This window comes from Pseudomonas sp. UBA5568, assembly GCF_002425525.1.
GTDB classification, from domain to species: domain Bacteria; phylum Pseudomonadota; class Gammaproteobacteria; order Pseudomonadales; family Pseudomonadaceae; genus Aquipseudomonas; species Aquipseudomonas fulva.
In genome coordinates this window covers 1-26,112 of sequence record NZ_DIMK01000006.1, presented here as the reverse complement: position 1 = coordinate 26,112, position 26,112 = coordinate 1, and the positions used below count along the sequence as shown (strand labels likewise).

Annotated in this window: 24 protein-coding genes; 8 read left to right on the top strand and 16 right to left on the bottom strand. The window is 59.9% G+C overall.

The window, feature by feature from the left end:
* Nucleotides 1-2: 2 nt before the first annotated feature.
* A complete protein-coding gene (algB, locus tag B2S33_RS02670; RefSeq protein WP_027913227.1) occupies nt 3-1,349 on the bottom strand; it encodes a sigma-54-dependent response regulator transcription factor AlgB in 1,347 nt (448 codons plus the stop codon).
* A 211-nt stretch (nt 1,350-1,560) separates the two neighbouring features.
* On the opposite strand from algB, the gene B2S33_RS02665 reads away from it, so the two are divergent.
* The 6 genes from B2S33_RS02665 (at nt 1,561) to B2S33_RS02640 (ending at nt 6,930) form a co-directional block, all read left to right on the top strand.
* The gene (locus tag B2S33_RS02665) at nt 1,561-2,382 is read left to right on the top strand and encodes a BON domain-containing protein (protein WP_288649769.1); all 822 of its coding nucleotides are present in this window, start codon (nt 1,561-1,563) and stop codon (nt 2,380-2,382) included.
* Between the two features lie 173 nt (nt 2,383-2,555).
* Complete coding sequence (locus B2S33_RS02660) at nt 2,556-2,846, top strand: hypothetical protein (protein WP_027913225.1); 291 nt, start codon at nt 2,556-2,558, stop codon at nt 2,844-2,846.
* Between the two features lie 34 nt (nt 2,847-2,880).
* Nucleotides 2,881-3,042, top strand: coding sequence for a DUF1328 domain-containing protein (locus B2S33_RS02655; protein WP_023532363.1), 162 nt, complete (start codon nt 2,881-2,883; stop codon nt 3,040-3,042).
* On the top strand, nt 3,039-3,509 hold the full coding sequence (locus B2S33_RS02650) for an inhibitor of vertebrate lysozyme family protein (RefSeq protein WP_088522797.1): 471 nt from the start codon (nt 3,039-3,041) through the stop codon (nt 3,507-3,509). Before B2S33_RS02655 ends, B2S33_RS02650 begins: the two co-directional genes overlap by 4 nt.
* Before the next feature lie 728 nt (nt 3,510-4,237).
* Nucleotides 4,238-5,566: a glutamate/aspartate:proton symporter GltP gene (gltP, locus tag B2S33_RS02645; RefSeq protein ID WP_023532821.1), complete on the top strand. Its 1,329-nt coding sequence runs from the start codon at nt 4,238-4,240 to the stop codon at nt 5,564-5,566.
* Nucleotides 5,567-5,700: 134 nt separating this feature from the next.
* The gene (locus tag B2S33_RS02640; RefSeq protein ID WP_023532681.1) at nt 5,701-6,930 is read left to right on the top strand and encodes a nucleoside recognition domain-containing protein; all 1,230 of its coding nucleotides are present in this window, start codon (nt 5,701-5,703) and stop codon (nt 6,928-6,930) included.
* 31 nt (nt 6,931-6,961) lie between these two features.
* Here the strand turns inward: B2S33_RS02640 and B2S33_RS02635 are convergent, their stop codons facing one another.
* The 15 genes from B2S33_RS02635 to B2S33_RS02565 form a co-directional block, all read right to left on the bottom strand.
* Nucleotides 6,962-7,984 carry a DUF5924 family protein gene (locus B2S33_RS02635; RefSeq protein WP_027913223.1) on the bottom strand — a complete coding sequence of 341 codons (1,023 nt, stop codon included), beginning with the start codon at nt 7,982-7,984 and terminating at the stop codon, nt 6,962-6,964.
* 76 nt (nt 7,985-8,060) lie between these two features.
* On the bottom strand, nt 8,061-9,467 hold the full coding sequence (locus tag B2S33_RS02630) for a M16 family metallopeptidase (RefSeq protein ID WP_288649767.1): 1,407 nt from the start codon (nt 9,465-9,467) through the stop codon (nt 8,061-8,063).
* Between the two features lie 30 nt (nt 9,468-9,497).
* Entirely contained in the window at nt 9,498-11,156 is a 1,659-nt protein-coding gene (locus B2S33_RS02625) for a Na/Pi cotransporter family protein (RefSeq protein WP_027913221.1), read from the bottom strand.
* A 208-nt stretch (nt 11,157-11,364) separates the two neighbouring features.
* The gene (locus tag B2S33_RS02620) at nt 11,365-12,135 is read right to left on the bottom strand and encodes a TerC family protein (RefSeq protein ID WP_027913220.1); all 771 of its coding nucleotides are present in this window, start codon (nt 12,133-12,135) and stop codon (nt 11,365-11,367) included.
* A 70-nt stretch (nt 12,136-12,205) separates the two neighbouring features.
* Nucleotides 12,206-13,513 (bottom strand): CitMHS family transporter, encoded by a 1,308-nt coding sequence (locus B2S33_RS02615; protein ID WP_023532698.1) that lies wholly within the window; start codon nt 13,511-13,513, stop codon nt 12,206-12,208.
* 289 nt (nt 13,514-13,802) lie between these two features.
* Nucleotides 13,803-15,749: a DUF4105 domain-containing protein gene (locus B2S33_RS02610; protein ID WP_414707691.1), complete on the bottom strand. Its 1,947-nt coding sequence runs from the start codon at nt 15,747-15,749 to the stop codon at nt 13,803-13,805.
* Nucleotides 15,750-15,754: 5 nt separating this feature from the next.
* On the bottom strand, nt 15,755-16,075 hold the full coding sequence (locus B2S33_RS02605) for a DUF2388 domain-containing protein (RefSeq protein ID WP_023532340.1): 321 nt from the start codon (nt 16,073-16,075) through the stop codon (nt 15,755-15,757).
* A 36-nt stretch (nt 16,076-16,111) separates the two neighbouring features.
* Nucleotides 16,112-16,405, bottom strand: a complete 294-nt coding sequence (locus B2S33_RS02600; protein ID WP_110606308.1) for a DUF2388 domain-containing protein — start codon at nt 16,403-16,405, stop codon at nt 16,112-16,114.
* A gap of 29 nt (nt 16,406-16,434) precedes the next feature.
* Nucleotides 16,435-16,752: a DUF2388 domain-containing protein gene (locus B2S33_RS02595; protein ID WP_027913216.1), complete on the bottom strand. Its 318-nt coding sequence runs from the start codon at nt 16,750-16,752 to the stop codon at nt 16,435-16,437.
* A gap of 285 nt (nt 16,753-17,037) precedes the next feature.
* Nucleotides 17,038-17,253 (bottom strand): DUF1127 domain-containing protein, encoded by a 216-nt coding sequence (locus B2S33_RS02590; RefSeq protein ID WP_027913215.1) that lies wholly within the window; start codon nt 17,251-17,253, stop codon nt 17,038-17,040.
* Nucleotides 17,254-17,592: 339 nt separating this feature from the next.
* Entirely contained in the window at nt 17,593-19,086 is a 1,494-nt protein-coding gene (locus tag B2S33_RS02585; protein ID WP_028687772.1) for an acetyl-CoA hydrolase/transferase family protein, read from the bottom strand.
* 186 nt (nt 19,087-19,272) lie between these two features.
* Nucleotides 19,273-20,709, bottom strand: a complete 1,437-nt coding sequence (locus tag B2S33_RS02580) for an NAD(P)(+) transhydrogenase (Re/Si-specific) subunit beta (RefSeq protein ID WP_027913213.1) — start codon at nt 20,707-20,709, stop codon at nt 19,273-19,275.
* Complete coding sequence (locus B2S33_RS02575) at nt 20,706-21,026, bottom strand: NAD(P) transhydrogenase subunit alpha (RefSeq protein WP_288649763.1); 321 nt, start codon at nt 21,024-21,026, stop codon at nt 20,706-20,708. Before B2S33_RS02575 ends, B2S33_RS02580 begins: the two co-directional genes overlap by 4 nt.
* A gap of 12 nt (nt 21,027-21,038) precedes the next feature.
* The gene (locus B2S33_RS02570) at nt 21,039-22,160 is read right to left on the bottom strand and encodes a Re/Si-specific NAD(P)(+) transhydrogenase subunit alpha (protein WP_027913212.1); all 1,122 of its coding nucleotides are present in this window, start codon (nt 22,158-22,160) and stop codon (nt 21,039-21,041) included.
* Between the two features lie 415 nt (nt 22,161-22,575).
* On the bottom strand, nt 22,576-23,481 hold the full coding sequence (locus B2S33_RS02565) for a LysR family transcriptional regulator (protein ID WP_027913211.1): 906 nt from the start codon (nt 23,479-23,481) through the stop codon (nt 22,576-22,578).
* A gap of 156 nt (nt 23,482-23,637) precedes the next feature.
* Here B2S33_RS02565 and B2S33_RS02560 point away from each other — a divergent pair, with 156 nt between their 5' ends.
* Nucleotides 23,638-24,819, top strand: a complete 1,182-nt coding sequence (locus tag B2S33_RS02560; protein ID WP_288649762.1) for an acyl-CoA dehydrogenase — start codon at nt 23,638-23,640, stop codon at nt 24,817-24,819.
* Between the two features lie 13 nt (nt 24,820-24,832).
* Nucleotides 24,833-26,053 (top strand): CaiB/BaiF CoA transferase family protein, encoded by a 1,221-nt coding sequence (locus B2S33_RS02555; RefSeq protein WP_288649760.1) that lies wholly within the window; start codon nt 24,833-24,835, stop codon nt 26,051-26,053.
* Nucleotides 26,054-26,112: the final 59 nt, after the last annotated feature.

The window sequence follows — 26,112 nt, the reverse complement described above, 5'->3', positions numbered from 1 at the left end:
CTTCACAGGTTGTACTGCTTACGCTTGCGATACAGGGTCGATGCGTCGATTCCAAGGGTCTTGGCGGCTTGGTCGAGCGTGTCGCTGGCGGCCAGCACAGCGCCGATGTGCGCGCGCTCAAGCTCATCCAGGCTCAAGGCGGCCCCTACGCGCGGCGCGTTGCTGGCCGGTTGCTCGCCCATGCCCAGATGGCTGATCTCGACCTTTTCCTGGGGGCAGATGATGCTGGCCCGCTCGATCACGTTACGCAATTCGCGAATGTTGCCCGGCCAGCGATAATTGAGCAGCGCTGCACGTGCTTCCTCACTGAAACCGCGGGCCGGCCTTGAGTATTCCTTGACGAAGCGCGCCAGAAAGCGGTCGGCAAGCGTGAGGATGTCTTCACTGCGCTCGCGCAGGGGCGGCAGGTGCAAGGTAATGACGTTCAGGCGGTAGAGCAGGTCTTCGCGGAAACGACCCTCGCGCACCATTTCTTCAAGGTTGAGGTTGGTGGCGGCGAGAATGCGCACATCGGCCCGGCGGGTGACCGGGTCGCCAACACGCTCATATTCCTTGTCCTGGATAAAGCGCAGCAACTTGGGTTGCAGGGTCAGGGGGAAATCACCGATTTCATCGAGGAACAAGGTGCCGCCGTCCGCCTGGTTGACTCGGCCAAGGGTGCTTTCGCTGGCGCCGGTAAAGGCCCCTCGCGTGTGACCGAACAATTCGCTTTCCATCAGCTCGGCATTGAGCGACGGGCAGTTGATGGTCACGCAGGCCTTGCGTGCGCGCTTGCTCCAGCCGTGGATGGCGCGAGCCAACTCACCCTTGCCGGTCCCGGATTCGCCCAGGATCAGGATGTTGGCATCAGTGGTTGCCACCTGGCGGGCTGTTTCCAGTACGACCATCATGGCCGGGCTGTGGGAGTCGAGGCCATCCTTGGGCTTGCGCACTTCGCCTTCCAAGGCTTCCAGGCGGGCGGAAAGCTGGCGCACCTCCAGTTGCTTGGCTGTGGCCAGGCGCAACTGGTCAGGACTGCAAGGCTTGACCAGGTAGTCGGCGGCGCCGGCCTGGATGGCATCGACCGCTGTATCGATGGCGGAGTGGGCGGTCACGATGACTACACGCATCCACGGCGCCTGAACGCGCATCTGGGCCAACACGTCCAGGCCATTGTCTTCGCCAAGGCGCAGGTCAAGGAAGCACAGGTCGAACACCTGGCGCTGCAGCAGGCTCTCCGCCTGAGTGGCGCTGTTGGCGGTCGCCACGCTATAGCCCTCGTCTTCCAGGCAGTAGCGGAAGGTGCGCAGGATCGCGGACTCGTCATCCACCAGCAGAATGCGGCCTTGCTTGTCCTGGGCTGATTCCATGTACCTGCGCTCCTTTGGGAAATATCTTTGTTTAGTGTGGGAAAAATCGGGCAAGTTGCATGGTCAATTCTGAAGGATTCTGCCCTTTGCACGCCAGCGAGTCGACCAGCATGCTCAAAAGTCCCGGGGGACTGGCGATTTGCTTAGAGAGGGTGGTTGGCACATTGGTTGCGAAGAGTTTCAGATTTTGCCTACAAAAGGAGAGTACGACATGCCCTTCCCCTTTCGCGCGCTTGCGCTAGCGGTCAGTTTGCTGCCCTTCGTCGCTGTGGCGAGTGGAGATCCTGTTCACGATGCTCGCTTGGAAGGTTCGCTGCAGACGGCAGTGTCCCTGAACCGGATCCTCAACCCTTATCGGATCACCGTTGAGGTCGACGGCGCATCGGCGCGTTTGGCTGGGGAGGTCGAAAATGAGGTTGAGCGCCGTTTGGTCGAGGAAGTGGCCTTGGCCACTTCAGGTATCGAGAAGGTCGACAATCAGGTAAAGGTCAATCCTGAGCTGGTTGAGCGACCGCTGGCGTTGCGAGCCTATGCCCGGCGCACGGAAGACGTGACGCTGACGGCGGTCATACGGTCACGGCTGTTGTGGAGCCGCCTGACCGAGAAGGCATCTATAGAAGTGCAAAGTGACAGCGGTGTCATCACGCTCCGGGGTCGGGTAGACAATCCCGAGGCCAAGGAGCTTGCGGGCGTCGTGGCACGTACCACCGAGGGGGTGTACCTGGTCAACAACCTGATCAGCCTGGACACCGCCGCCATGATCAAAGCCAAAGGCCAGCCCGTGGATGCCCCGAGCGGACCACAGCCAAGCGATGCCTGGATCGTGGATAAAGTCCAAAGCAGTTACAGCTTCAGCCGCAACCTCGACGGGCTGAATCTGAAGGTGGTGAGCCAGGATGGCTTGGTACGACTCTCCGGCGAAGTCGTTAGCCCCGAGCAGAAAAATATCGCGATGGACATCGCCAGGCAGATCATCGGAGTACGTGGCATAGATGCCGACATGCTCAAGGTGGCAACCAAGGTTGAGGGGTGATCGTGCATTTCGCACGGCCCCCCAGGGTGCATCGTGCAGGATACGTGGTAGGTTCTAATGGTTCAATCTTTTAACTCATTGAAAAATAAGTATTTTTTCTAATTTGAAAGCTGGCACGCAGGCTGCAATTACTTGTTCAAGTCTGGACAAAAATTACAGCAGGAGAAGCCGGCATGAACCGCCCATCTGTCAACCGTTTGCAAGTTACCGCCCTGCCACTGCGTCAGATCATGTCGCTTGGCATCGCGGTCATGCTGACCTTGGCAGCAGGGCTGTTCTACTACAGTGTGCAAACCGCCCGGTTGGCCGATCAGGTAGCGGCGCAAACCGCCCTGCTGTCGCAGATCCAGAACACCCGCGCCAGTAACCTCGTTCAGGCAGCCGAGCCGCTGCCATCGAAGGGTAAAGCCGAGTCCCCTGCAACCGTTGAACATGTCGTACCACAGGACCGTTGGGTGTTCTGATCACCCTGCTTTTGAAAAACAAAGGAGAATCACCATGCTGAGCTGGGCTATCACTTTCCTCATCATCGCCATCGTCGCTGCAGTTCTGGGCTTTGGTGGTATCGCTGGCGCTGCAACGGGTATCGCCAAGATCCTGTTCATCGTCTTCCTGGTTCTTTTCGTGGCTTCGTTCTTCTTTGGACGCGGTCGCAGATGAGCAGGCTGTTGCGCAATGCCGTAGCTGGCGTTCTGATGATGAGCGCCACTGCAGCAGCGTTGGCGGCCAATGATGGCCAGCAACGCGTCGATCAATTGCTGGGTAGCGATGCCGAATACCGGGAATCTTGGCAGGATGCTGTCAAAGGCGAAGAACGCCTGCCCGATTGGGTATTGAACCTCACGGGGAGTTCGCCTCAGCAGATGTCGGCGGTCACGGAAGACGGTAATAAGTACCTCGTGGGCCCGCTCTGCGAAGCCGCGGACAAATGCACTTACAAGCGTTTGATCGTGGCATTCAGCTGGGACAAGGATGACGCCTACGGGATGCTGGTGGAGGTACCGGAAGGCCTGCCCAGCGACAAGTCGCCTACCCGCCATGCGCAGTACCGGTGGCTTGGCGAACCTGATGATGGCATGAAAGCCCTGCTTCAGGAGCAACTCAAGCAGGACCCGAACTGGTACTGAGTCGCAAGACCAGTGTGGTTCAGGTCCGGCACTGTCATGAAATAGAAGCTGAACGGCCGTAGGCTTGCAGCCTTCTATGATGCGCCGCTCCGAGGAGGAGCAGCACATGACCAAGGGGCCGGGCTGTTCTGATCGCTACAGGATCGGAGTGGCCTAGGGGTACAGGGAGTGCCTCCACCTGTTGGGCCGGGTCAGGTAAGGCAGAATCGGAAGTTCCAGGTCAGTAGAGCCCTGAACGATCTTCAGGGTGGACCTGGCTTCCGAGGAGCCATCCAAATATCAGTGCACGATGCACGAGTTCCCTCTCGGGACACATTTTGTCTCAACCGCATGTCTTTTTTTTCCTCAGCCGTGCTATCAATACGAGCTGCGTTTGAAGCATTCGGATTGTCGAACAACCTGATTTTTCCTACGTGCTTTTGCGACTATTCCAGCCGCCATTTGGCGTTTATGTCCTATTCGGGTTTCCGAACGGCGCACCGCATGTCAGTTATTTCCCTCGAAATGCCTCCACTTTCCCATGCTTGATCGGTATGGGGTATGCGTTTCCGGCATTAGATTTCCCTCTTTCCCATCGCAATAGTTGCGGCCTTTTTCGCCGACCGAGCCCTGCGCTCGTCTGCGCTGTCCTTACAACACGTCGCTGATCGGCGCATTCGCCCGGGGTTGTTTCCACAGTTTTCCGGTAGCCGTTAGTTGACATGACCACTACAACAAAGGGTAAAGACATGAAGAAGGCAAAACTGAGCCTCGCCTGGCAGATCGTCATCGGTCTGGTCTTGGGCGTTGCAATCGGCGCGCTCCTGAACCACTTCAGTGCGGAAAAGGCCTGGTGGATCAGCAACGTCCTTCAGCCTGCTGGTGATATCTTCATTCGCCTGATCAAGATGATCGTGGTCCCGATCGTGATCTCATCGCTGATCGTGGGCATCGCCGGGGTTGGCGACGCCAAGAAGCTTGGCAGTATTGGCCTGAAGACCATCCTTTACTTCGAAGTCGTCACGACCATCGCCATTGTCGTGGGCCTGGTGCTTGCCAACCTGTTCCATCCGGGCGCCGGCATCGACATGAGCACCCTCGGCACCGTGGACATCTCCAAGTACCAGGCGACCGCCGCCGAGGTGCAGCATGAGCATGCCTTCATCGAGACCCTGCTCAATCTGATTCCGTCGAACATCTTCGCGGCGCTGATGCGCGGTGAGATGCTGCCGATCATCTTCTTCTCGGTCATGTTCGGCCTTGGCCTCTCCAGCCTGCAAGCCGAGCTGCGCGATCCGCTGGTACGCACCTTCCAGGCCGTATCGGAAACCATGTTCAAAGTCACTCACATGATCATGAAGTACGCGCCGATCGGTGTGTTCGCGCTGATCGCGGTGACCGTTGCCAACTTTGGCTTCAGCTCATTGCTGCCACTGGCAAAGCTGGTCCTGCTGGTGTATTTCGCCATCGCCTTCTTCGCCTTCATGGTGCTGGGGCTGGTAGCGCGCCTGTTCGGCTTCTCGGTGATCAAGATCATGCGCATCATGAAAGATGAGCTGATCCTGGCCTACTCCACCTCAAGCTCGGAAACCGTCCTGCCACGGGTTATCGAGAAGATGGAGAAATACGGTGCGCCCAAATCGATCTGCTCGTTCGTGGTGCCTACCGGCTACTCGTTCAACCTCGACGGCTCTACCCTGTACCAGAGCATCGCGGCCATCTTCATCGCCCAGCTCTACGGCATCGACCTGTCGTGGAGCCAGCAGCTGCTGCTGGTACTGACCTTGATGGTGACCTCCAAAGGTATTGCCGGAGTACCGGGTGTTTCGTTCGTGGTACTGCTGGCCACTCTGGGTAGCGTGGGTATCCCGCTGGAAGGTCTGGCGTTCATTGCCGGTGTCGACCGCATCATGGACATGGCCCGCACGGCACTCAACGTGATCGGTAATGCCCTGGCCGCGCTAGTCATCTCCCGCTGGGAAGGTATGTACGACGCAGCCAAGGGCGAGCTGTACTACGCCTCGCTGATCGCCGAGAAGCCTGAAGCTGCCATGGTGGGTGAAGCAGCCAAGCGCTGAGGCCAAGCCTGTTGGACACAAAGCCCCGACATGTCGGGGCTTTTTGTTGTCTGCGGCATCTACACTCACGGCGGGCCGCAGCCAGGGCGGTGTTCGATACGTTATGATTCGGGCATTTCGGGGGAGGTACGTGGATGCTCAACGGCTTGTGGCTCGGCTTTTTCCTGGTAGCGGCCATATCTGCCATGGCTCAATGGCTAGTGGGTGGCAACGCTGGCATCTTCGCGGCCATGGTCGAAAGCATCTTCGCCATGGCGAAACTTTCCGTCGAGGTCATGGTATTGCTGTTCGGCACCCTGACGCTGTGGCTGGGCTTTCTGAAGATTGCCGAGCAGGCGGGTATCGTCGAATGGCTGGCCAAGGTGCTGGGCCCCTTGTTCGCACGGCTGATGCCAGAAGTGCCGCCTGGGCACCCCGCGCTGGGGCTGATCACCATGAACTTTGCGGCCAACGGTCTGGGCCTGGACAACGCTGCTACCCCTATCGGCTTGAAGGCCATGCGTGCCCTGCAGACGCTCAACCCCAGCAGCACCACGGCCAGCAATGCACAGATCCTGTTCCTGGTGCTCAATGCGTCTTCCTTGACCCTGCTCCCTGTGACCGTCTTCATGTACCGGGCTCAGCAAGGCGCGCCCGACCCAACCATGGTGTTCCTGCCTATCCTGCTGGCCACCAGTGTGTCGACGCTGGTAGGGCTGCTGTCGGTCGCGGTGATGCAGCGTTTGCGGCTATGGGACCCTGTGGTGCTGGCTTACCTGGTGCCCGGTGCGTTGCTGCTGGGGGGCTTCATGGCCTTTCTCGGCACGTTGTCGGCAGCCGCGCTGGCCAGCTTGTCCTCAATCCTGGGCAACCTCACGCTGTTCGGGGTGATCATCGTCTTTTTGATCATCGGCGCGCTTAAGCGGGTCCAGGTCTACGAAGCGTTCGTCGAAGGGGCGAAGGAAGGCTTCGACGTTGCCAAGAGCCTGCTGCCCTACCTGGTGGCGATGCTGGTGGCGGTCGGTGTGCTGCGCGCATCAGGGGCGCTTGAGGTGGCGTTGGACGGTATTCGCCATGCGGTGAACTGGATGGGCCTGGATACGCGATTCGTCGAAGGGCTGCCAACTGCCCTGGTCAAGCCGTTTTCCGGCAGTGCCGCACGGGCGATGCTGATCGAGACCATGCAGGCCCAGGGTGTGGATAGCTTCCCTGCCTTGGTCGCTGCGACCATTCAGGGTAGTACCGAAACCACGTTCTACGTCCTCGCCGTGTACTTCGGTGCAGTGGGCATTCAACGGGTGCGCCATGCCGTGGGGTGTGCACTGTTGGCCGAGTTTTCCGGTGTGGTGGCAGCGATCTGCGTTTGCTACTGGTTCTTTGGCTGAACGGCGTTTCAGGTGCTACAGGGTGCGCCGCTCATGAAGCGGCGCCATCCTCGACTACCTTGAAGCGCAGTACGCCTATCACCTGGCCATCTTCGGTCAGCACCCTCACCTGCCAACGCCCCACCGGGTTGGGCGGGAAGTTCTGCTTGTGGGTCCAGGCCCGATAACCTTCCTTGCGCCCACCGTGAATGTCCAGGGCGATACGGTCCACCTCCTGCCCGTCTTTCTGCCACACATGGTAGATCCGCTCATTCAGGCCGCGCGGCGCGTTGATGGCGGTATAAGCGTACAGGCCGCTGCTGCGAATACGGCTGGCAGCGATTTTATCCAGTGAATCTCCCGGCTCACGGTTGATGACCTCGGTACTCACGGCGACCTCGGTCATCCACAAGGTGGCCGGCGGCACCCAGGAGCGCAACAACCAACCACCGCCACCGACTGCCAGCGTGATCACCACCAGGCCGACACCGCGTCGCCAGTTGCTGACCGGGAAGCTGCTGACCAGGCTTGGGAAGGACAAGGCCATGGCGATGATCAGGGCCAGCTTGAAGCTTTGCGCGGTGGTGAGGTGCAGGATGATCGGCAAAGCCGTCAGCAAGGCGGCGAACAGGGTCAGGGTGTGCAGCGCCATGAACAGCCAGCGCCGCGGCGCGAGCCAGCGGTAGTACAGCGGGTCGATGATCGAGACCAGCCCGGCGGCGCCCAGCAAGCCTGTAAAGATCGACTGGCCGCTGTTCCAGGTGGTAGTGATGAAGAAAAACGGAAGCACGAAGAACAGGGATTCCTGGTGGATCATCTGCGTGGCATAGCGCAACAGCGGCTGGGGTATTTCACGCTTGAACGTACGCGTGAACAGGCGAGTGAGCGTGCTTTCGAGCATCAGCCAGACCCAGCTGACCAGCAGCATGACGGCGATCCAGCTGGCAAGCCCCGCCTGCCGGTCGACCAGGATGAAGCTGCCTACACCCGATAGAAAGCCCCCCAAGGCAATGACGCCCGGATAGCGTTTGAGCAGTTCGATGATGCGCTGGGCGATCTTGGGTATTGGGGGCATGGGGGCTGCAATGCTTGGAGTGGCTAGGGGGCGGCCCTTGCATGCACGACGCGGGCATTGAAAGGATACCGCCGTTTCACATGTGCCGAGTAGCACCGCTTGGCTTGTCAGGTGTTTGTCGACGCCAGCGCAGAAGGCACGCGGCGAGCAGCAACCCTGCCAGCAGGAACGACAGACCGTAGAGCTCGTCGTACCCAAGCAGCGGTTTTTCGATACGAATGTAGCCTTCGTGGGCGAGCAACTGCTCGAGCGCCTGGTTGGCTTGCTCCAGTGTCACTCGTCGCAGCTGACGCACAGGGCTGGTGAAGCGGCCGTCGGTGTAGTCGTTCAATGCGCCCCAGTAATAATCGGCAAGGGCACTGTTACCTTGGGTTGCCCAACTTTCCTTGGCGATGCTCGCTTGCTTGATGCGGGCAAAGGTGTCCGGGTCCAGGCCCTGCTTGCGCAAATGATCGAACAAGCGCCGCATGACCTCGATGGCCCTTCCTATATCATCGCGCTCAAGGTCGGCGTTGAGGCTGAGCAGGCCGGTATCACCGAAGCTCTCGCGCTGGACCGAGGGCCCGTAGGACAGGCCGTTGCGCAGGCGCAGCTGGTCGTACACTGCCCAATCCAGATAACGGGAGAGCAGATCCCGGGTGGCCTGATGGTCGTTGTCCAACACGGGCTCGATGAACAGCCAGTGGAGTTTGGCGGTATCGCCCAGCCAGCCGTGCATCAGGTCGCGCCGTTGCTTGGCCTCATGGCTGATCGATTCCAGATCACGGCGGTCTTCCGGCTCGGTGGCCGGGAGTTCGCCGAAGGTTCTTTCCAGGTAGGCGGGCAACAGGCGGTCAAGGCCACCCACCATGATCAGTGTCATGTTGTTGGCTGCGTACCAACGCTCGCGCAGGCCTTGGACCTGCTCGAGGGTCATGTCGTCGAGGTTGGAGCGCTCGGGGCATTTCAAGCCCAATTCCGTGGCCAATTGCTGCCCGGCGGGGTGGCCGATATCCTGCCGGTCGAGCCAGCGCTGCAGGTGCCCGTAATGGCCACCGTCCTCACGCTCGATGATGCGCTTGGCAGTCGCCAGGGCCTTGGCGTCGATCTGGGTGTCGCGAATGATCGACAGCAACAGATCGAGTACCTTGCGCTGATTGCGTGCGGGCGCCTCGATCACGAACGTGGTGTCGGCATTGCCCGTGAACGCATTCCATTCGCCACCCAGCGCCTGCAGGCGCTCTTCCAGACCCCCTTCGCCCGTGTCATCCACCCCACTGAACAGCAGGTGCTCCAGCAGGTGCGGCAGCTCTTTCTGGTCGCAGCCGAAGTCGTCCAGGCCCACCCCCACGACCAGGCGAATGGACACATGGTCGCGTTCGTAGCCGTCCTTGAGGATGACCTGCAGGCCGTTGGGCAGCAGATAGCCCTCCACGCGAGCGCGGTCCAGGGCAAAGGAGCAGAAGCTACACATCAGCAGGCAGACGAACATCAGGCAACGCATGGGTGAGCGGGGGTCCTCAGGTCGGCGACATCACGGCAGAGGGGCTTCGTCCGGCACGCTGTCGAGCATCAGCCCGCCCGTGTCCGAGCCGCCCAGTACCACATAGGCACTGCTGCAGAACAAAGAGTTCAACCGCTTCATGTCGGCGATAAGCTCCAGGTGGATGGAGCTGGTCTCGATGCTCTGTACCACTTTGCGCTGCAGGCGGCTGACATGGGCGTGGGCCAGGCGCCGTTCCTGGGCGCGAAAACGACGTTTCTCGCGCAGCAGCAAACGCGCGCTTTCCGGGTCGGCGCTGAGGAATACCGAGAGGCCGAGGCGCAAGTTGGCCAGCAATTGCTCCTGCAATCCGGTCAGTTCCTCCAGCCCCATCTGAGAAAAGGCACGGCGTTGGCTTGTTTTCTGCTGCTGGACTTTGCGCAACATGCGTTCGATCAGGTCGCAGGCCAGCTTGAGGTTGACGGCCAGCTCGATGATCTCGGCCCAGCGACGGTTGTCGTGTTCGCTGAGGTCCTCGCGGGTCATCTGCGCCAGGTATAACTTGATGGCGCTGTACAGGGCCTCGGCATCCTCACCCAGTGCGCGTACCTGCTGAGGCAATGCAGCCTGAGTGCCGCGCAGGGCGCCAAGCATGGCTTCAAGCAAGTTGTCGACGATATCGCCCAGGCGCAGCGTCTCCCGGGCAGCATTGGCCAGCGCCAGGCTGGGCGTTTCCAAGGCCGAGGCGTCGAGATGGCGCGGGCGTATCTGCCCGTTGTCGCGCTCGCGCTCTGGCAACAGGCTGTTGCACAGCCTTCCCATGGGCTTGACCGTAGGCAGCATGATCAGGCAGCGGGCCGTGTTGTAGAGCAAGTGGAAGCCAATGACCAGTTCTTGCGGACTGAAACTCAGTGAGTCCATCCAGTCCACCAGCGGGTGGAGCACGGGGATGATCAACAGCAGGCCGATCAGCTTGTACAGCAGGCTGCCCAGCGCCACGCGGCGGCCGGCGGCGTTCTGCATGCTGGTGCTGATGAACGCCAGCAGGCCGCTACCAATGTTGGCGCCGACCACCAGGCCTATGGCCACCGGCAGGCTGATCACCTCGGCACCTGCCAGTGTGGCGGTGAGCAGGACGGCGGCCAGGCTCGAATACGACACCATGGCAAACAATGCACCGACCAGGGCGTCGAGCAGAATGTCGCCGGTCAGCGAGGCGAAAAGCACCTTCACGCCTTGGGCATGGGTGATGGGGGCGGCTGCCTGGACGATCAGTTCCAGCGCCAGGATGATCAGGCCCAGGCCGATGCCGACGCGGCCGAGTTGGCCAGCACGGGTCTGCTTGCGTGAAAGGAAAAAGATCACCCCCAGGAAAATCAGCAGGGGCGAAAGCCAGGACAAGTCGAAGGTCAGTACACGGGCCATGAGCGCCGTGCCCACGTCGGCCCCTAACATGATGGCCAGCGCCGGGGTCATGGCCATCAGGCCCTGACCTACGAATGAGGTGACCAGCATTGCGGTTGCGTTGCTGCTCTGCACCATTGCAGTGACCAGAATGCCCGCGATGAAGGCCAGCGGGCGTTTGTCCATGTTCTGGCCGATGATGCGTCGCAGATCCGAACCGAACACCCGCAAAATGCCGGTTCGCACGATGTGCGTGCCCCACACCAGCAAGGTGACTGCCGAAAGCAGATTGAGTAGGGTCAGCATGACGAGAGCCCCCTGAGTGCACCGGCCAAGGTGGCCGGTCGAAAAGACGCGGGCGCAGTGCTGTTTGCAAAGGCCTGTTCAAGCTTTAGTTCTATTATGCCGCTGCCGCCAGCTTCGCATGGCTGTCATCATTTTGAAACATCCTTGGGACGTACTGGCGGCATGCGCAAAGGGCCCCGCAGGGCCCTTTTCTTCGTGACGTGTGAGGTTATTGACCCGGCACGTCCTTGCGCAGCTTCACGGCCTCGTGCTCCTTGCCAGCCTTGCGTGCCAACGACGTACGCATGCGGATGTTGATGGCTTCGACCGCCAGGGAGAAGGCCATGGCGAAATAAACGTAGCCTTTAGGAACATGCACATCGAATGCTTCGGCGATCAGCACGGTACCTACCACGATCAGGAACGACAGCGCGAGCATCTTCAATGAAGGGTGCTTGTCGATGAAGTCGGCGATGGTACCGGCACAAGCCATCATGACCAGCACGGCGACGATGATTGCGGCGATCATCACCGGCACGTGCGACACCATCCCCACAGCGGTAATCACCGAATCCAGGGAGAAGACGATATCGATGATCGCGATCTGGATGATGGTGTACAAGAACTTGCCGCCAGAGCCCTTGGGTTCGTCGGCGTTTTCTTCTTCGCCTTCCAGGCCGTGGTAGATCTCCTGCGAGCTCTTCCAGAGCAGGAACAAGCCACCGAAGAACAAGATCAGGTCACGTCCGGATATACCCTGCCCTAGCACCACGAACAGATCGTCGGTCAGGCGCATTACCCAAGTGATGGACAGCAGCAGCATGATGCGAGTGACCATGGCCAGGGCCAGGCCGAAGATCCGGGTACGCGGCTGCATGTGCTTGGGCATGCGGCTGACCAGGATCGAGATCATGATGATGTTGTCGATGCCCAGAACGATTTCAAGCGCGGTCAGGGTGAAGAAGGCAACCCAGATTTCCGGGCTGGTCAGCCATTCCATGTGTTTTCCTTTGAGCGGTATGGGCGATGCGCCTGCATCGAGGCGCATTGCGGTGGAGAGAGGTCTGTTATCAGAGACTACTGAACAGCGGGAAAATGCCCATGATCAGCGCGGCGAACATTATGCACAGGCACACCAGTACTGCCCACTTGAGCGTAAAGCGTTGGTGATCCCCGAATTCGATGCCGGCCAGGGCGACCAGCAGGTAAGTCGAGGGTACCAGCGGGCTGAGCAGGTGCACCGGCTGCCCGACGATGGATGCACGGGCCATCTCGACCGGACTGATGCCATAGTGGCTTGCCGCTTCGGCCAGTACGGGGAGAACACCGTAATAGAAGGCGTCGTTGGACATGAAGAAGGTGAACGGCATGCTCACGATCGCCGTGATCACCGCCAGGTACGGGCCCAACGCTTCGGGAATGACAGCCAGCAGGCTTTTGGACATGGCATCGACCATGCCCGTGCCCGACAGGATGCCGGTGAAGATGCCTGCGGCGAAGATCAGGCCGGTAACCGCCAGCACGCTGCCGGCGTGGGCGGCGATACGGTCTTTCTGTTGTTGCAGGCAGGGGTAGTTGACGATCATCGCGATGCTGAAGGCGATCATGAACAGCACTGGCAACGGCAGCAGGCCGGCGATGAGGGCCGCCATCAATGCAGCGGTCAGTGCGCCATTGAAGTACAGCAGCTTTGGCCGGCGTGCCTCTGGATATTGCGAAACACTGATGTCGCTGTGATCGATATCGTCAGTTGGCAGGTGCAGCTCGCCCAGGCGGGCACGTTCGCGTTTGCCGTACAGGTAGGCGATGGCCAGGATCGCGACCACGCCGAACAACATCGCTGGAATCATGGGCACGAAGATATCGGAAGGGTCCACGTGCAAGGCGCTGGCCGCCCGCGCGGTGGGCCCACCCCATGGCGTCATGTTCATGACCCCGCCGGCAAGAATGATGAGCCCCGCCATGATGCGCGGGCTCATGCCCAGGCGGCTGTACATGGGCAGCATGGCCGCGCAGCAGATCATGTAGGTGGTAGCGCCGTCACCGTCCAGCGATACCACCAGGGCCAGCACGGCGGTGCCTACCGACACCTTGAGCGGGTCGCCCTTGACCAGCTTGAGGATTTTTCGCACCGCAGGGTCGAAAAGGCCGGAGTCGATCATCAAGGCAAAGTAGAGAATAGCGAACATCAGCATGACGCCGGTGGGCGCCAACTTGCTGATGCCTTCGAGCATCATGGGGCCGATCTTGCTGGCGAAACCGCCAAAGAGGGCGAACAGAATGGGCACCAGGATCAGGGCGATCAAGGCCGACAGACGCTTGGTCATGATCAGGTACATGAACGTGACGACCATGGCGAAGCCGAGGAAGGTCAGCATGGCAATACTCCAGGCGAGGCGCGACGAAAAAGAGGACGGTTCGGGCGGGTCAGCGTGCAGGACGCTGCGCGTGGAGTAGGTAGGACGGGACTAAGAGAAGTCGGGCACGGAAAGGCATCGGTATCACCATTGTTGTTGTTGGTTGCGCCGGGCGCGGCACGTACCTCGCCCTGGCTGACCGGTCTGTGCCGGCAATGGGGCTATCCTAAGCGGGCAAGCTTTCAGCCAGCTTTCGCTCGATCAAGGGTGACAAAAGGTAGGTAAAGCGGGTGGATGGGCTGTTGAGCCGCTACAGCTGTAGCCCACCCGCTGCCTTATGCAGTGCGCGAAGATGCTCTCCGATGTGCTTCACGTTGGCTTCAACTTCCGCTATCTGCCTGGCCCGGGAAGGTTCGAGCAGCGCCCTCACCTCTTTGTCCAGGTTGGTACTCAAGCGCAGCAACTGCGCCTGGCGTTCGCTGCTGACCTTTTCCAGGTGAACCCGCTCTTCTCGCTGCGGCAGCCCGTAGCCTGTGGTGTCGAGCAATTCCGCCGGGCGACTCAGGAAACCGCTGTTGGCGAGCATCTGCTTGAGGGTGGCATCGGCCTTGTCGACGCTACCATCCTTGAGCGCTGCGGCATTGAGATAGCGCTGCTTGACCTCGTCCTGTGCCAACAGCAGTTGCCGTCGCAAGCCCGCCTGTTCCAGAAGCAGCAAGGCGGCACTGGTGCGCAGGTCAGCCTGGTCGAACCAGGGCTTGCGTTGCTCGGCGTCCAGGGCCAACCAATCCTCTACCTTGGTTTGCTTTACCGGCAGTTGCTTCTTCAGCACATCGAACATGGCCTGGTAGCGGTCGCGGTACGAGTCAAAGCGGTAGCCCAGGCGCAGTGCCTCTCGCGGATCGTCCAGCATGCTGGTGTCAGCCAGCCCACGGCCGTCGAGCACGGCAAGCAGGCCATTGGGCATGATGCTGTCAAGGTCGTTGAGTTTTGGGTTGGCGGTACCGCTACGCAGCAGCTTCAGCGATTCCACGGCGCAGTTATTGGACAGGAACCAGTAGTTGCCGTCGTAGCTCCAGTGCATTTCGGCGGCCTGGCGGACCAGGTTCTCGATCTCCTCACGATTGAGCTTGAGTGGCACCGAGGCCAGGCTGCGCAGTTCGGTCTTGGTGTATTCATCGATGACCTGCCCCAGCGGCAGCACGAACAACCGGGAGGGATAGACGCCGACCAGTCCATCCCAGCTGGACAACTGGACGTCGTTGACGAAAGCGCGGTACGAAAGCACCAGGCTTTGATCAAGGTCCAGGCGGCAGTCCGGGCCTCGCGGACGGCCGGGCTTGCAGATGACCAGGCGCAGCATGCTGTGCCCCCAGCGGCTGACCAGGTTCTGATTGGCCTCGGCCAGCAGGTAATCCACTTCGTACACCCGCTCGGGGTCGACCTCACCCAGCGGCTGGCGCGCGAAGTCGCTACCGGCATTGATGAACGGCAGGCCTTTGGCGCAGGCGTCCTGGGGAGGGCTCCAGCCAAAATGTTGAGTCAGGTATCGATTGAGCGCGGGGCGGCGACAGCCATAGCTGGGGTCGAGAAGGAAGTACTCCATATTGACCGCGACGTATTCTTTCGGGCTGCTCAGCTCGTAGCGGTCGGGGCTACGCACGAACTGGCCGTTATGCTGTTCGCGCTCGCCGCGCCGGCCTACGTACTGGGGCCAGCCGGCGAGGTCCAGCAGGCGTGGGTCATCGCTGAGGGTGAACCGTCGCCCCGCCTGGCCGCGGCATTCGCCGGGCAGGCCTATATTCCCGACAGTGCCTTGCAGGCGGTTGCATCGAGTGAGCAATGCGTTCTGCTGCCCCGGCCACAACCGGGCGCGGTCGTAGATATGAGTGAGCTCATGGACCACGGTCGCCAACAGTTCGTTGCGCACAGTGCCATGGGGCCGATGCGTCAGCTCTGTGGTCGCGGTGCCGTCGGCAAGGCTGGGCAGCAGGCGCCGATTGAGCATCAGGCTGGACACCAATGATGCCTGGCCGTAGGCGTCAGGCGGCATCTGGTCACTCCAACTGACGCTGACGGTGCGATCAAGCCGCTGCTTGAACGAGGGTGGCAGGCTGGCCATCGCTTGGTCGAGCAGCGCCTGGCTGGCGCTGACCTGCTGCGGGGTCAGGTCGGCGGTTTGCAGATCCAGGTGCAAGTCTGCAAGCGCGGGCGTGCCGAGCAGTGTCAGAAGACAGCCGAACCACCCGGCACGCAGTGACTTCACAGCGCGAGAATAGCTTCGGCCAATACCTGGTCACTGGCATCGCGTGCCTGCGGTACACGCTCGCGCAACGTCGTGAACGCCGCTTCCAGTTGCGCGCCACGGATATCGCCGTCGCTGGCCACGAAGCTGGCTGCATCGTCGTGAGCTTCACGTACCACTTTCGAATCGCGAATGGATGTCGTGGTATCCGATGTGAAGTCGATCGAGCGGCCAAAGGCGCGCACGATGATGTTGCTGGTGGCCACCAAGGTCTGAGCCTGGGCCAGGTCGGCCAACAGGAACATGCCGAGAGTAGCGGCAATCAGCGGTTTACGCATGGAGCATCTCCGAAAATACTGGGAGGAAAAGGATAGTCATTCGACGAGGATTGCTCGCGCCAGTTCCAGGTCGCTGGCAGTGCGCGCGGGTTTATGCACGCGAATGGCTTCAAGGGCTGCCTCAAGGCGTGCACCGCGCACACGACCCTCGGTGGCGACGAACATTGCCGCATCGTCGCGCGCTGCGCTTATGAGCTTTCGATCAAAAGGTGCAGTGGTGACCTGGGTCGTGACGTAACCCGAGATCACCAGGCCTTGGGTAGTGGCGTCCAGCGCGTGAGCCGTGGCTATGCCCGCGGTCCAGAGCAGGGGTAATAGCAGAAAACGCATGAGCGATCGGCTGGAGACGGCCTGCTGACTCAAAGAGCCAGGATGGCTTGAGCCAGTTGCTCGTCGCTGGCGTGCAAGGCAGGTGCTTGGGCACGGATGTGAACCAGCGCGCTTTCGAGCTTGGCGCCCCGGATGCTGCCCTGGCTGGCGACGAAGCTGGCGGCGTCGTCGCGGGCTGCTTGCACGATCTTGTTGTCGCGCAGGGATGAAGACGCATCGGACGTGGCGTTGGTTGAGGCAGCGACGCCTCGTACCACGGTGTCGGTGGTGACGACAAAACTGCTGGCACTGGCTGTACCAGCCAGGCCAAGCATCAGCGCAGCGCCGATCAGGTAAGTACGGGTCATGAACGTAAGCTCCTGGTGTAAGGGGATCCAGCTGGGAACGTGGGCAACGGCCCTTGCCTAGACTATGACAGTCGGTTCTACCAGACAGTTAAGCGAAGCGTATCACGCGGTGCTGTATCAAGATGTTAATGATAGAGCGGCGTTGAACTGTTATGCCTTATAGAAGAGCTCACGGTAACTGTACCGGTGACGGAGATTTTATTTGAAACACAAATAAAAAACCCGTCGCAGGGCTCTGCGACGGGTTTTCGAAATTCACGTTGCCAGTCAGGCTGGCACAGGCGCTTAGCGCCAGAAAGGCTTGCTCAACTCTTCGTAACGCTGCGATTCGCTGATACCGGCGTCTGCCAGCAGACGCGCATCCAAGCGAGCCAATTGACGACGGCTTGCCATACGACGCTGCCAAAGCAACAAGGTAGAGGCTACGCGCAGGGGGAACGAGGCGTTGGATTGTTTGGCGGTGCTTTCAAAAACCAGACCGGAACTGAGGGTACGTTCCATGATGATCATCCTTCCGCTTATGGCGGCATTAGATAGTGATTTAACTGATGCCAATGATCCTCCCCTCTTGTCCATAACAGTAGATACAGTTGCAGGTAAAGAGGGCGAGCCAGTTAACTGTGTAATGCTACTGTTGCACTCGAAAGTGGCTAAACTGTACTGGTGTGCGCGAATATGGTGCATATTTCGGTGATTCCTCTGCCTTTCGGAGAGATCATCTGGTGAAAAGCAGTACAGTAGTACAGTTCATTCTGTTCCTGCCTTGTTGCTGCTTTCTCAGTGGCGTAAAAAAAGGGTCGCCAAGCGACCCTTTGAGGTTTGTGCTTACTTCAGGACGCGTTACAGGGCAAGCATGCGACCTGTCTCTTCCAGGTTTTCATGCCATGCCAGTGCTTCACGCAAGATGTGCGGCGTGTGCCCGCCCCGCTGGCAAGCGCGCTCGAAGTAATCGTTCAAGGCCGCGCGATAGTCGGGGTGTACGCAGTTGTCGATGATCGCCCTGGCGCGCTCCCGAGGGGCCAGGCCCCGCAAGTCTGCCAGGCCTTGCTCGGTGACCAGGATGTCCACGTCATGCTCGGTATGGTCCACATGGCTGACCATGGGTACCACGCTTGAGATGGCGCCGCCTTTGGCAATCGATTTGGTCACGAATACGGCCAGGTGTGCATTACGGGCGAAGTCGCCGGAACCGCCAATGCCGTTCATCATCCGGGTGCCGCAGACGTGCGTGGAGTTGACGTTGCCGTAGAGGTCGAATTCCAGGGCAGTGTTGATACCGATGATACCGAGACGCCGAACCACTTCGGGGTGGTTGGAGATTTCCTGCGGGCGCAGAACCAGCTTGTCCTTGTACTTTTCCAGGTTGCCGAACACGTCGGTGTTGCGGCGACTGGACAGGGTGATGGAACTGCCCGAGGCAAAGCGCAGTTTGCCCGCATCGATCAGATCGAACGTGGAGTCCTGCAGCACCTCGGAGTACATGGTCAGGTCTTCGAACGGCGAGTCGATGAGCCCGCACATCACGGCGTTGGCAATGCTGCCGATCCCCGCCTGCAGGGGCCCCAACCGGTTAGTCATGCGCCCTGCTTCAACCTCTTTCTTCAGGAAGCTGATCAGGTGGTCGGCAATGCCTTGGGTTTCGTCATCGGGTGGCAGCACCGTGGAGGGCGAATCGGGTTGGTCACTGATGACGATGCCTACGATCTTGGCAGGGTCGATGGCAATGGCGGTACTGCCGATGCGGTCATCCACCTTTACCAATGGGATGGGCGTGCGGGTAGGACGGTACGTAGGTATATAGATGTCGTGCAGCCCTTCCAGATTCGGGTTGTGCGACAAATTGATCTCGACGATAACTTTCTTGGCAAAGATCGCAAAGCTCGCCGAGTTGCCGACCGACGTGGTCGGTACAATATGCCCTTGCTCGGTGATGGCCACCGCTTCGATCACGGCAATGTCGGGGAGCTTCAGTTGCTGGTTGCGCAGTTGCTCGACGGTCTCCGACAAGTGCTGGTCGATGAACATGACCTTGCCATCGTTGATGGCCTTGCGCAGCGTACTGTCCACCTGGAACGGCATGCGGCGGGCCAGTACACCGGCTTCGGTCAGCTGTTTGTCCAGGTCGTTGCCAAGGCTCGCGCCGGTCATCAGGCTGATTTGCAGCGGCGACTGCTTGGCGCGTTCGGCCAGCGCGTGAGGGACGGCCTTGGCTTCACCGGCGCGGGTGAAGCCGCTCATGCCGACGGTCATGCCGTCCTCGATCAGGCCAGCGGCGTCGGCCGCACTCATTACCTTGCTATGCAGGGAGGACAAGCGGATGCGATCACGGTACATGGATTGTTATCTCGGGCTACTAAGCTACTGCTGCGCAGTCTAGTGATTTAGACCGGTGCCGTCCCGCGACCATGGTCGTATTACCCCCGCCGCTTCATGGCCGTTGATCCGGATCAATTAACGAAAAAGCCCCGGCCGTTATCGACCAGGGCTCTTCTTGTTCACAGGATCAGAACAGAACCTGCCTCACTCCACGGCCTTGACCATGTCTTCGATGACCTTCTTGGCGTCGCCGAATACCATCATGGTCTTGTCGAGGTAGAACAGCTCGTTGTCCAGGCCTGCATAGCCGCTGGCCATGGAGCGCTTGTTGACGATGATGGTCTTGGCTTTGAAGGCTTCGAGAATCGGCATGCCGGCGATCGGTGACTTGGGGTCATTCTTGGCGGCCGGGTTGACCACGTCGTTTGCGCCCAATACCAGGACTACGTCGGCCTGGCCGAACTCGGCATTGATGTCTTCCATCTCGAAGACCTGGTCGTAGGGGACCTCGGCTTCTGCCAACAGCACGTTCATGTGACCAGGCATACGCCCTGCCACCGGGTGAATGGCGTATTTGACGGTGACACCGTTGTGCGTGAGCTTCTCGGTCAGCTCCTTGAGCGCATGCTGGGCACGTGCGACGGCAAGGCCATAGCCGGGAACGATGATCACGCTGTCGGCGTTGCTGAGCAGGAAGGTCGCATCGTCGGCCGAGCCGGACTTCACCGGACGCTGTTCTGTGGAGCCTTGGGCAGCACCCGCTTCGGCATCGCCACCAAAGCCGCCCAGGATGACATTGAAGAACGAGCGGTTCATGGCCTTGCACATGATGTAGGACAGAATCGCCCCGGACGAACCTACCAGCGAGCCGGCGATGATCAACATGGAGTTGTTCAGCGAGAAGCCGATCCCTGCTGCAGCCCAGCCCGAGTAGCTGTTGAGCATCGACACCACCACCGGCATGTCGGCACCGCCGATCGGGATGATGATCAGCACGCCCATGATGAACGCCAGCACCAGCATGAGGGTAAAGGCGCTGTAGTGGCCGGTGAAGGTGAACAGCAACCCCAGCGCGATGGTGGTCAGGCCGAGAATGAGGTTGAGTTTGTGCTGACCGGCAAACTGCACCGGCGCGCCTTGGAACAGGCGAAACTTGTATTTGCCCGATAGCTTGCCGAAGGCGATCACCGAGCCCGAGAAGGTAATGGCACCAATGGCAGCCCCCAGGAACAGCTCCAGGCGGTTACCCGTAGGGATTGGATCGCTGATGGCGGCGACGATTCCCATCGACTGGGGCTCGAGCACTGCGGCAATGGCGATGAATACCGCGGCAAGGCCGATCATGCTGTGCATGAAGGCGACCAGCTCAGGCATCTTGGTCATCTCGACGCGTTTGGCCATCACCGAGCCTGCGGTGCCGCCCACCAGCAGCCCGACGATCACATAGCCGATGCCGGCCGTGGCCAGCTCAGCACCGAGCTTATAAATGAGACCGACCGTGGTGAGGATCGCGATACCCATACCGATCATGCCGAACAGGTTGCCACGCCGGGATGTAGTGGGGTGCGACAGGCCCTTGAGCGCCTGGATGAAACACACCGAGGCGACCAGGTACAGAAGTGTTACCAGATTCATGCTCATGCTGACTTCTGCCCCTCGTTCTTGACCTTTTTCTTGAACATTTCAAGCATGCGGCGGGTGACCAGGAACCCGCCAAATACGTTGACTGCAGTCAGAGCAACGGCGAGCGTGCCCATCACCTTTCCGGCAGGCGTGACCGTCAGCGCAGCGGCGAGCATGGCACCGACGATAACGATGGCCGATATCGCGTTGGTGACTGCCATCAGCGGGGTGTGCAACGCCGGTGTGACATTCCAGACCACGTGGTAACCCACATAAATGGCCAGCACGAAAATGATGAGGTTATAAATGCCATGGGAAATCAGCATATCTTCCATTTGTCGTGCTCCTCAGCCGTTCTTGCGGACGATTTGACCGTCGCGGCACATGAGGCAGGCCGCGACGATGTCGTCTTCGAGGTTGATGGTCAGGGCGCCGTCCTTGTCGAACAGCAGTTTTGTGAAGTCCAGCAGGTTGCGTGCGTAAAGGGCGGAAGCGTCCGCTGCGACCAGGGCGGGTAGGTTAGTTGGGCCCACGATGGTGACGCCATGGGCATGCACGACCTCGTCGGCCACGGTCAGTGGGCAGTTGCCGCCCTGGGCCGCTGCCAGGTCGATGACTACCGAACCTGGTTTCATGTGGGCGACCGTTTCGGCGCTTAATAGCGTAGGCGCCTTGCGGCCAGGGATCAGTGCGGTGGTAATGACGATGTCCGCTTGCCGGGCACGCTCGTGTACGGCCTGAGCCTGACGCTGCATCCAGCTTGCCGGCATGGGCCTGGCGTAGCCGCCGACGCCTTGGGCACAGTCGCGCTCCTCATCGGTCTCGTAAGGCACATCGATGAACTTCGCGCCGAGCGATTCGATCTGTTCCTTCACCGCAGGGCGCACGTCCGATGCCTCGATGACTGCGCCAAGACGCTTGGCCGTCGCAATCGCTTGCAACCCCGCTACACCTGCACCCAGGATCAAGACGCGTGCTGCCTTCACTGTACCGGCGGCCGTCATCAGCATCGGCATGAAGCGCGGATAGTGATGGGCAGCCAGTAATACGGCTTTGTAGCCGGCGATGTTGGCTTGGGATGAAAGTACGTCCAGGCTTTGTGCCCGAGACGTTCGCGGCGCGGCCTCCAGCGCAAATGCCGTGAGGCCGCGCGCGGCCATCTTGGCGATAACGTCGTTGTTGAACGGGTTGAGCATGCCGACCAGAAGGCTGCCGCTGCTCATCAGCGCCAATTCACCATCGGTTGGCGCGACTACCTTGAGCACCAACTGGGTGCCATAGGCTTCAGCCGCCGAGCCCAGGCGGGCACCGACAGATTCATAGGCGCTGTCCGGAATGCTGGCATTGACCCCAGCACCTTGCTGGACCGTAACCTGATGACCCTGACCTATCAGTTTCTTGATGGTTTCAGGCGTCGCGGCGACCCTTGTCTCGCCGGTCTGCGTCTCGAGCGGAACACCAATGTGCACGACTATTTCTCCTGCGATGACCTTTTTTATATTTGTGAGGCCAGCGCACTTCGTAGGGTGCGCCGGAGCGGCTTAGGGCCCAACCACCCGATCCTGGGCGGGCACAGCATTTTGCAGACGAACCAGACGGGCTTCAATAGAATCTGGAGCGAAACTAACCAATAACTACAAGTCACCATGTGACCAGATGTCGCAGCTGATCTGTTGCGAACGCTCAAGCGCCTTTATTCGTCAAGTTAGGACAGTTTTCAGCGGAAAATCTGCATTTTTCGTGTTTAAGCAGGCGAATGTCGCAAACAGAGGCTTAATAACAGATCGCTGAAGCACTCTATCACTGTCAGAAGCCCTGCAATATAGTTATTTAAATGCGACAGATCATTACATCTGTAGGTGTAAATTATAATTGACTACGGGGTCAGCTTTCCTTGGTGTCAGCGTAATCTGCCGCCTGTGCCACCAGCCATTCCCGAAACGCATCCAGCGTGGTTGATTCGACCCTGCGCTCCGGAATCATTAGATAGTAGGCCCTGTCGCTACGTAGAACATGCCTGTTAGCGACCACCAGCCTACCCTCGCCGAGCTCGCGTTGAATGAGAAAGGGGGGAATGAGCGCAACACCCATTCCATGCATGGCCGCTTGTGCGAGCATTGAAAAGAGCTCAAGGCGGGGGCCGGTCATGTCGGTTGCTACAGAAATGCCGATGCTGCTGAACCACTGGCGCCATGCATAGGGCCGGGTGCTTTGTTGCAGCAGGGGGAGTTGTGCAATGTCGTGCGCCTGGAGGGTGTGCCTATCACCAAGCAACGCCGGGCTGCAGACAGGGACAGGATTTTCACCCATCAGCCTGTGCGAGCGGGTACCTGACCAGTCACCGTCACCAAAGTAGATGGCGGCATCGAAGCTGGTATCGGCAAATAGAAAAGGTCGTGTGCGATTGGTCAGGTTGACCGTGACATCGGGTTGACGCTGCTGGAAATCCATCAACCGCGGCAGCAACCATTGAGTGCCGAACGTGGGCACCACTGCCAGCTCGATCACGCTGGCGCCCTGCTGACGCATCACCGACAGCGTATCGCGCTCTACCGCATCGAGTTGCGCGGCCACTTGCCGGCTGTAGGACAGCCCTGCTTCGGTCAGCTTCACGCCCCGGTGTGAGCGGCGGAACAACTCAACGTTCAAAAAGCCCTCAAGGCTGCCGATCTGCCTACACACAGCGCCCTGGGTCAGCGACAGTTCCTGAGCAGCCTTGGTGAAGCTTTCGTGGCGGGCGGCAGCCTCGAAGCAAACCAGGGCTGTAGTGCTGGGTATCTTCCGACGCATGCCTATCCCTCACTCGTGGACATTTGGTTTTGGGGTTTCAATGCTCTCTGAGTGAGAAAATAGCACTCATAGGTGCAGAAACGTCGTTTGTCGTCGCCGCTTGCCCGGCCTAGGATCACGTCATAAGTCATCCACCGTTCTGGGAGAAATGCATTCATGGCCGCCAAAGCAAGCTTCAGCTGGATCGACCCCCTCTTGCTGGATCAACAGCTCAGTGAAGAAGAGCGCATGGTTCGAGACAGTGCCTATCAGTTCGCCCAGGACAAGCTGGCTCCGCGCGTGCTTGAAGCGTTCCGTCACGAAAAGACAGATGTAGCGATCTTTCGCGAGATGGGTGAAGTGGGCCTGCTGGGCGCTACGATCCCGGAGCAGTACGGTGGGAGCGGTCTGAACTACGTGTGTTACGGGCTCATTGCTCGCGAGGTAGAGCGCATCGACTCGGGGTATCGCTCGATGATGAGTGTGCAGTCGTCGTTGGTGATGGTGCCGATCAATGAATTTGGCTCCGAGGCACAGAAACAGAAGTACTTGCCCAAGCTTGCCAGTGGCGAGTGGATTGGTTGCTTTGGCCTTACTGAACCCAATCATGGGTCTGACCCGGGGTCGATGGTCACTCGTGCCCGGAAAGTCGAAGGCGGCTATCGGTTGACCGGCAGCAAGATGTGGATCACCAACAGTCCTATCGCTGATGTGTTCGTGGTGTGGGGCAAGGACGATGCAGGTGACATCCGTGGTTTCGTTTTGGAAAAGGGCTGGGAGGGCCTGAGTGCACCGGCGATTCATGGCAAGGTCGGGCTGCGCGCCTCCGTGACGGGTGAGATTGTCATGGACAATGTGTTTGTGCCCGAGGAGAACATGTTCCCTGAGGTGCGCGGGCTCAAGGGGCCTTTCACTTGCCTGAACTCCGCACGCTACGGCATTTCATGGGGAGCACTGGGCGCTGCCGAGGCCTGCTGGCATACAGCGCGTCAGTACACCCTGGACCGGCAGCAATTTGGCAGGCCGCTGGCTGCCAACCAGCTGATTCAGAAGAAGCTCGCTGACATGCAGACAGAGATCACCTTGGCACTGCAAGGCTGCCTGCGTCTGGGGCGCATGAAAGATGAGGGCACTGCCGCTGTCGAGATCACGTCGATCATGAAGCGCAACTCATGTGGCAAGGCGCTGGACATCGCCCGCATGGCGCGTGACATGTTGGGCGGTAATGGCATCTCGGACGAATTCGCCGTGGCGCGTCATCTGGTCAACCTCGAGGTGGTGAACACTTATGAAGGCACCCATGACGTGCATGCTCTGATTCTGGGGCGTGCGCAGACAGGTATTCAGGCTTTCTATTAATAAGGAGGCTGTCATGGGAGCGCTTTCGCATCTGCGCGTGCTGGACCTGTCGCGGGTACTGGCGGGGCCGTGGGCTGGTCAGATCCTTGCGGACCTGGGTGCCGATGTCATCAAGGTCGAGCGTCCTGGCAAGGGCGATGACACGAGGGCGTGGGGGCCGCCTTATCTTAAGGACAGCGCGGGTGGCAGTACTGGCGAAGCGGCTTATTATCTGGCAGCCAACCGCAACAAGCGCTCTATCACGATCGACTTCACCCAGGCCGATGGTCAGCGACTGATCCGCGAACTGGCTGCCAAGAGCGATATCGTCATTGAAAACTTCAAGGTAGGCGGCTTGGCGGCTTATGGGCTGGATTATCCATGCCTGAAGGCTATCAATCCGAAGCTCATCTATTGCTCAATCACCGGGTTCGGGCAGACAGGCCCCTATGCGCAGCGTGCGGGCTATGACTTCATGATTCAGGGGCTTGGCGGGCTCATGAGCCTGACAGGGCTGCCGGAGGGTGAAGTGGGTGCGGGGCCTGTGAAGGTTGGGGTGGCGCTGACGGACATTCTTACCGGGCTGTATTCGACGGTGGCGATTCTGGCGGCGCTGTCTCATCGGGAGCAGCGTGGTGAGGGTCAGCACATCGACATGGCTCTGCTGGATGTCCAGGTGGCGTGCCTGGCCAATCAGGCGATGAATTACCTCACAACGGGCGTGCCGCCGCGTCGCCTGGGCAATGCGCACCCGAATATCGTGCCTTACCAGAACTTTCCCACGGCCGATGGCGACTTCATTCTCACTGTGGGCAACGATGGTCAGTTCCGAAAGTTTGCAGAGGTGGCTGGGCAGGTACAGTGGGCTGATGACCCGCGGTTCGCAACCAACAAGGCACGTGTAGCCAACAGGGGCGAGCTAGTACCGTTGATTCGCCAGGTGACGGTGTTCAGGACGACGGCGCAGTGGGTGAGTGACCTGGAAGCAGTAGGCGTGCCGTGTGGGCCGGTCAATGACCTGGCGCAGGTGTTTGAGGATCCACAGGTAGTGGCGCGAGAACTGGCAGTGAGCATGGCGCACCCACTGGCAGGCACAGTGCCCCAGGTCGCTTCGCCGATTCGCTTGTCGCAGACGCCTGTTGAGTACAGGCATGCGCCACCTCTACTGGGTGAGCATACAGAGAGCGTGTTGAAGGCACTGCTAAGCATGCCGGATGCCGAGGTGAAACGGCTGCAGGTGGCCGGGGTGATCTAGCGGGTGACGGCGGCTATGAATAAGCGGGGGGCGGCAGCCCCCCGCTTTGCTTTTGATTT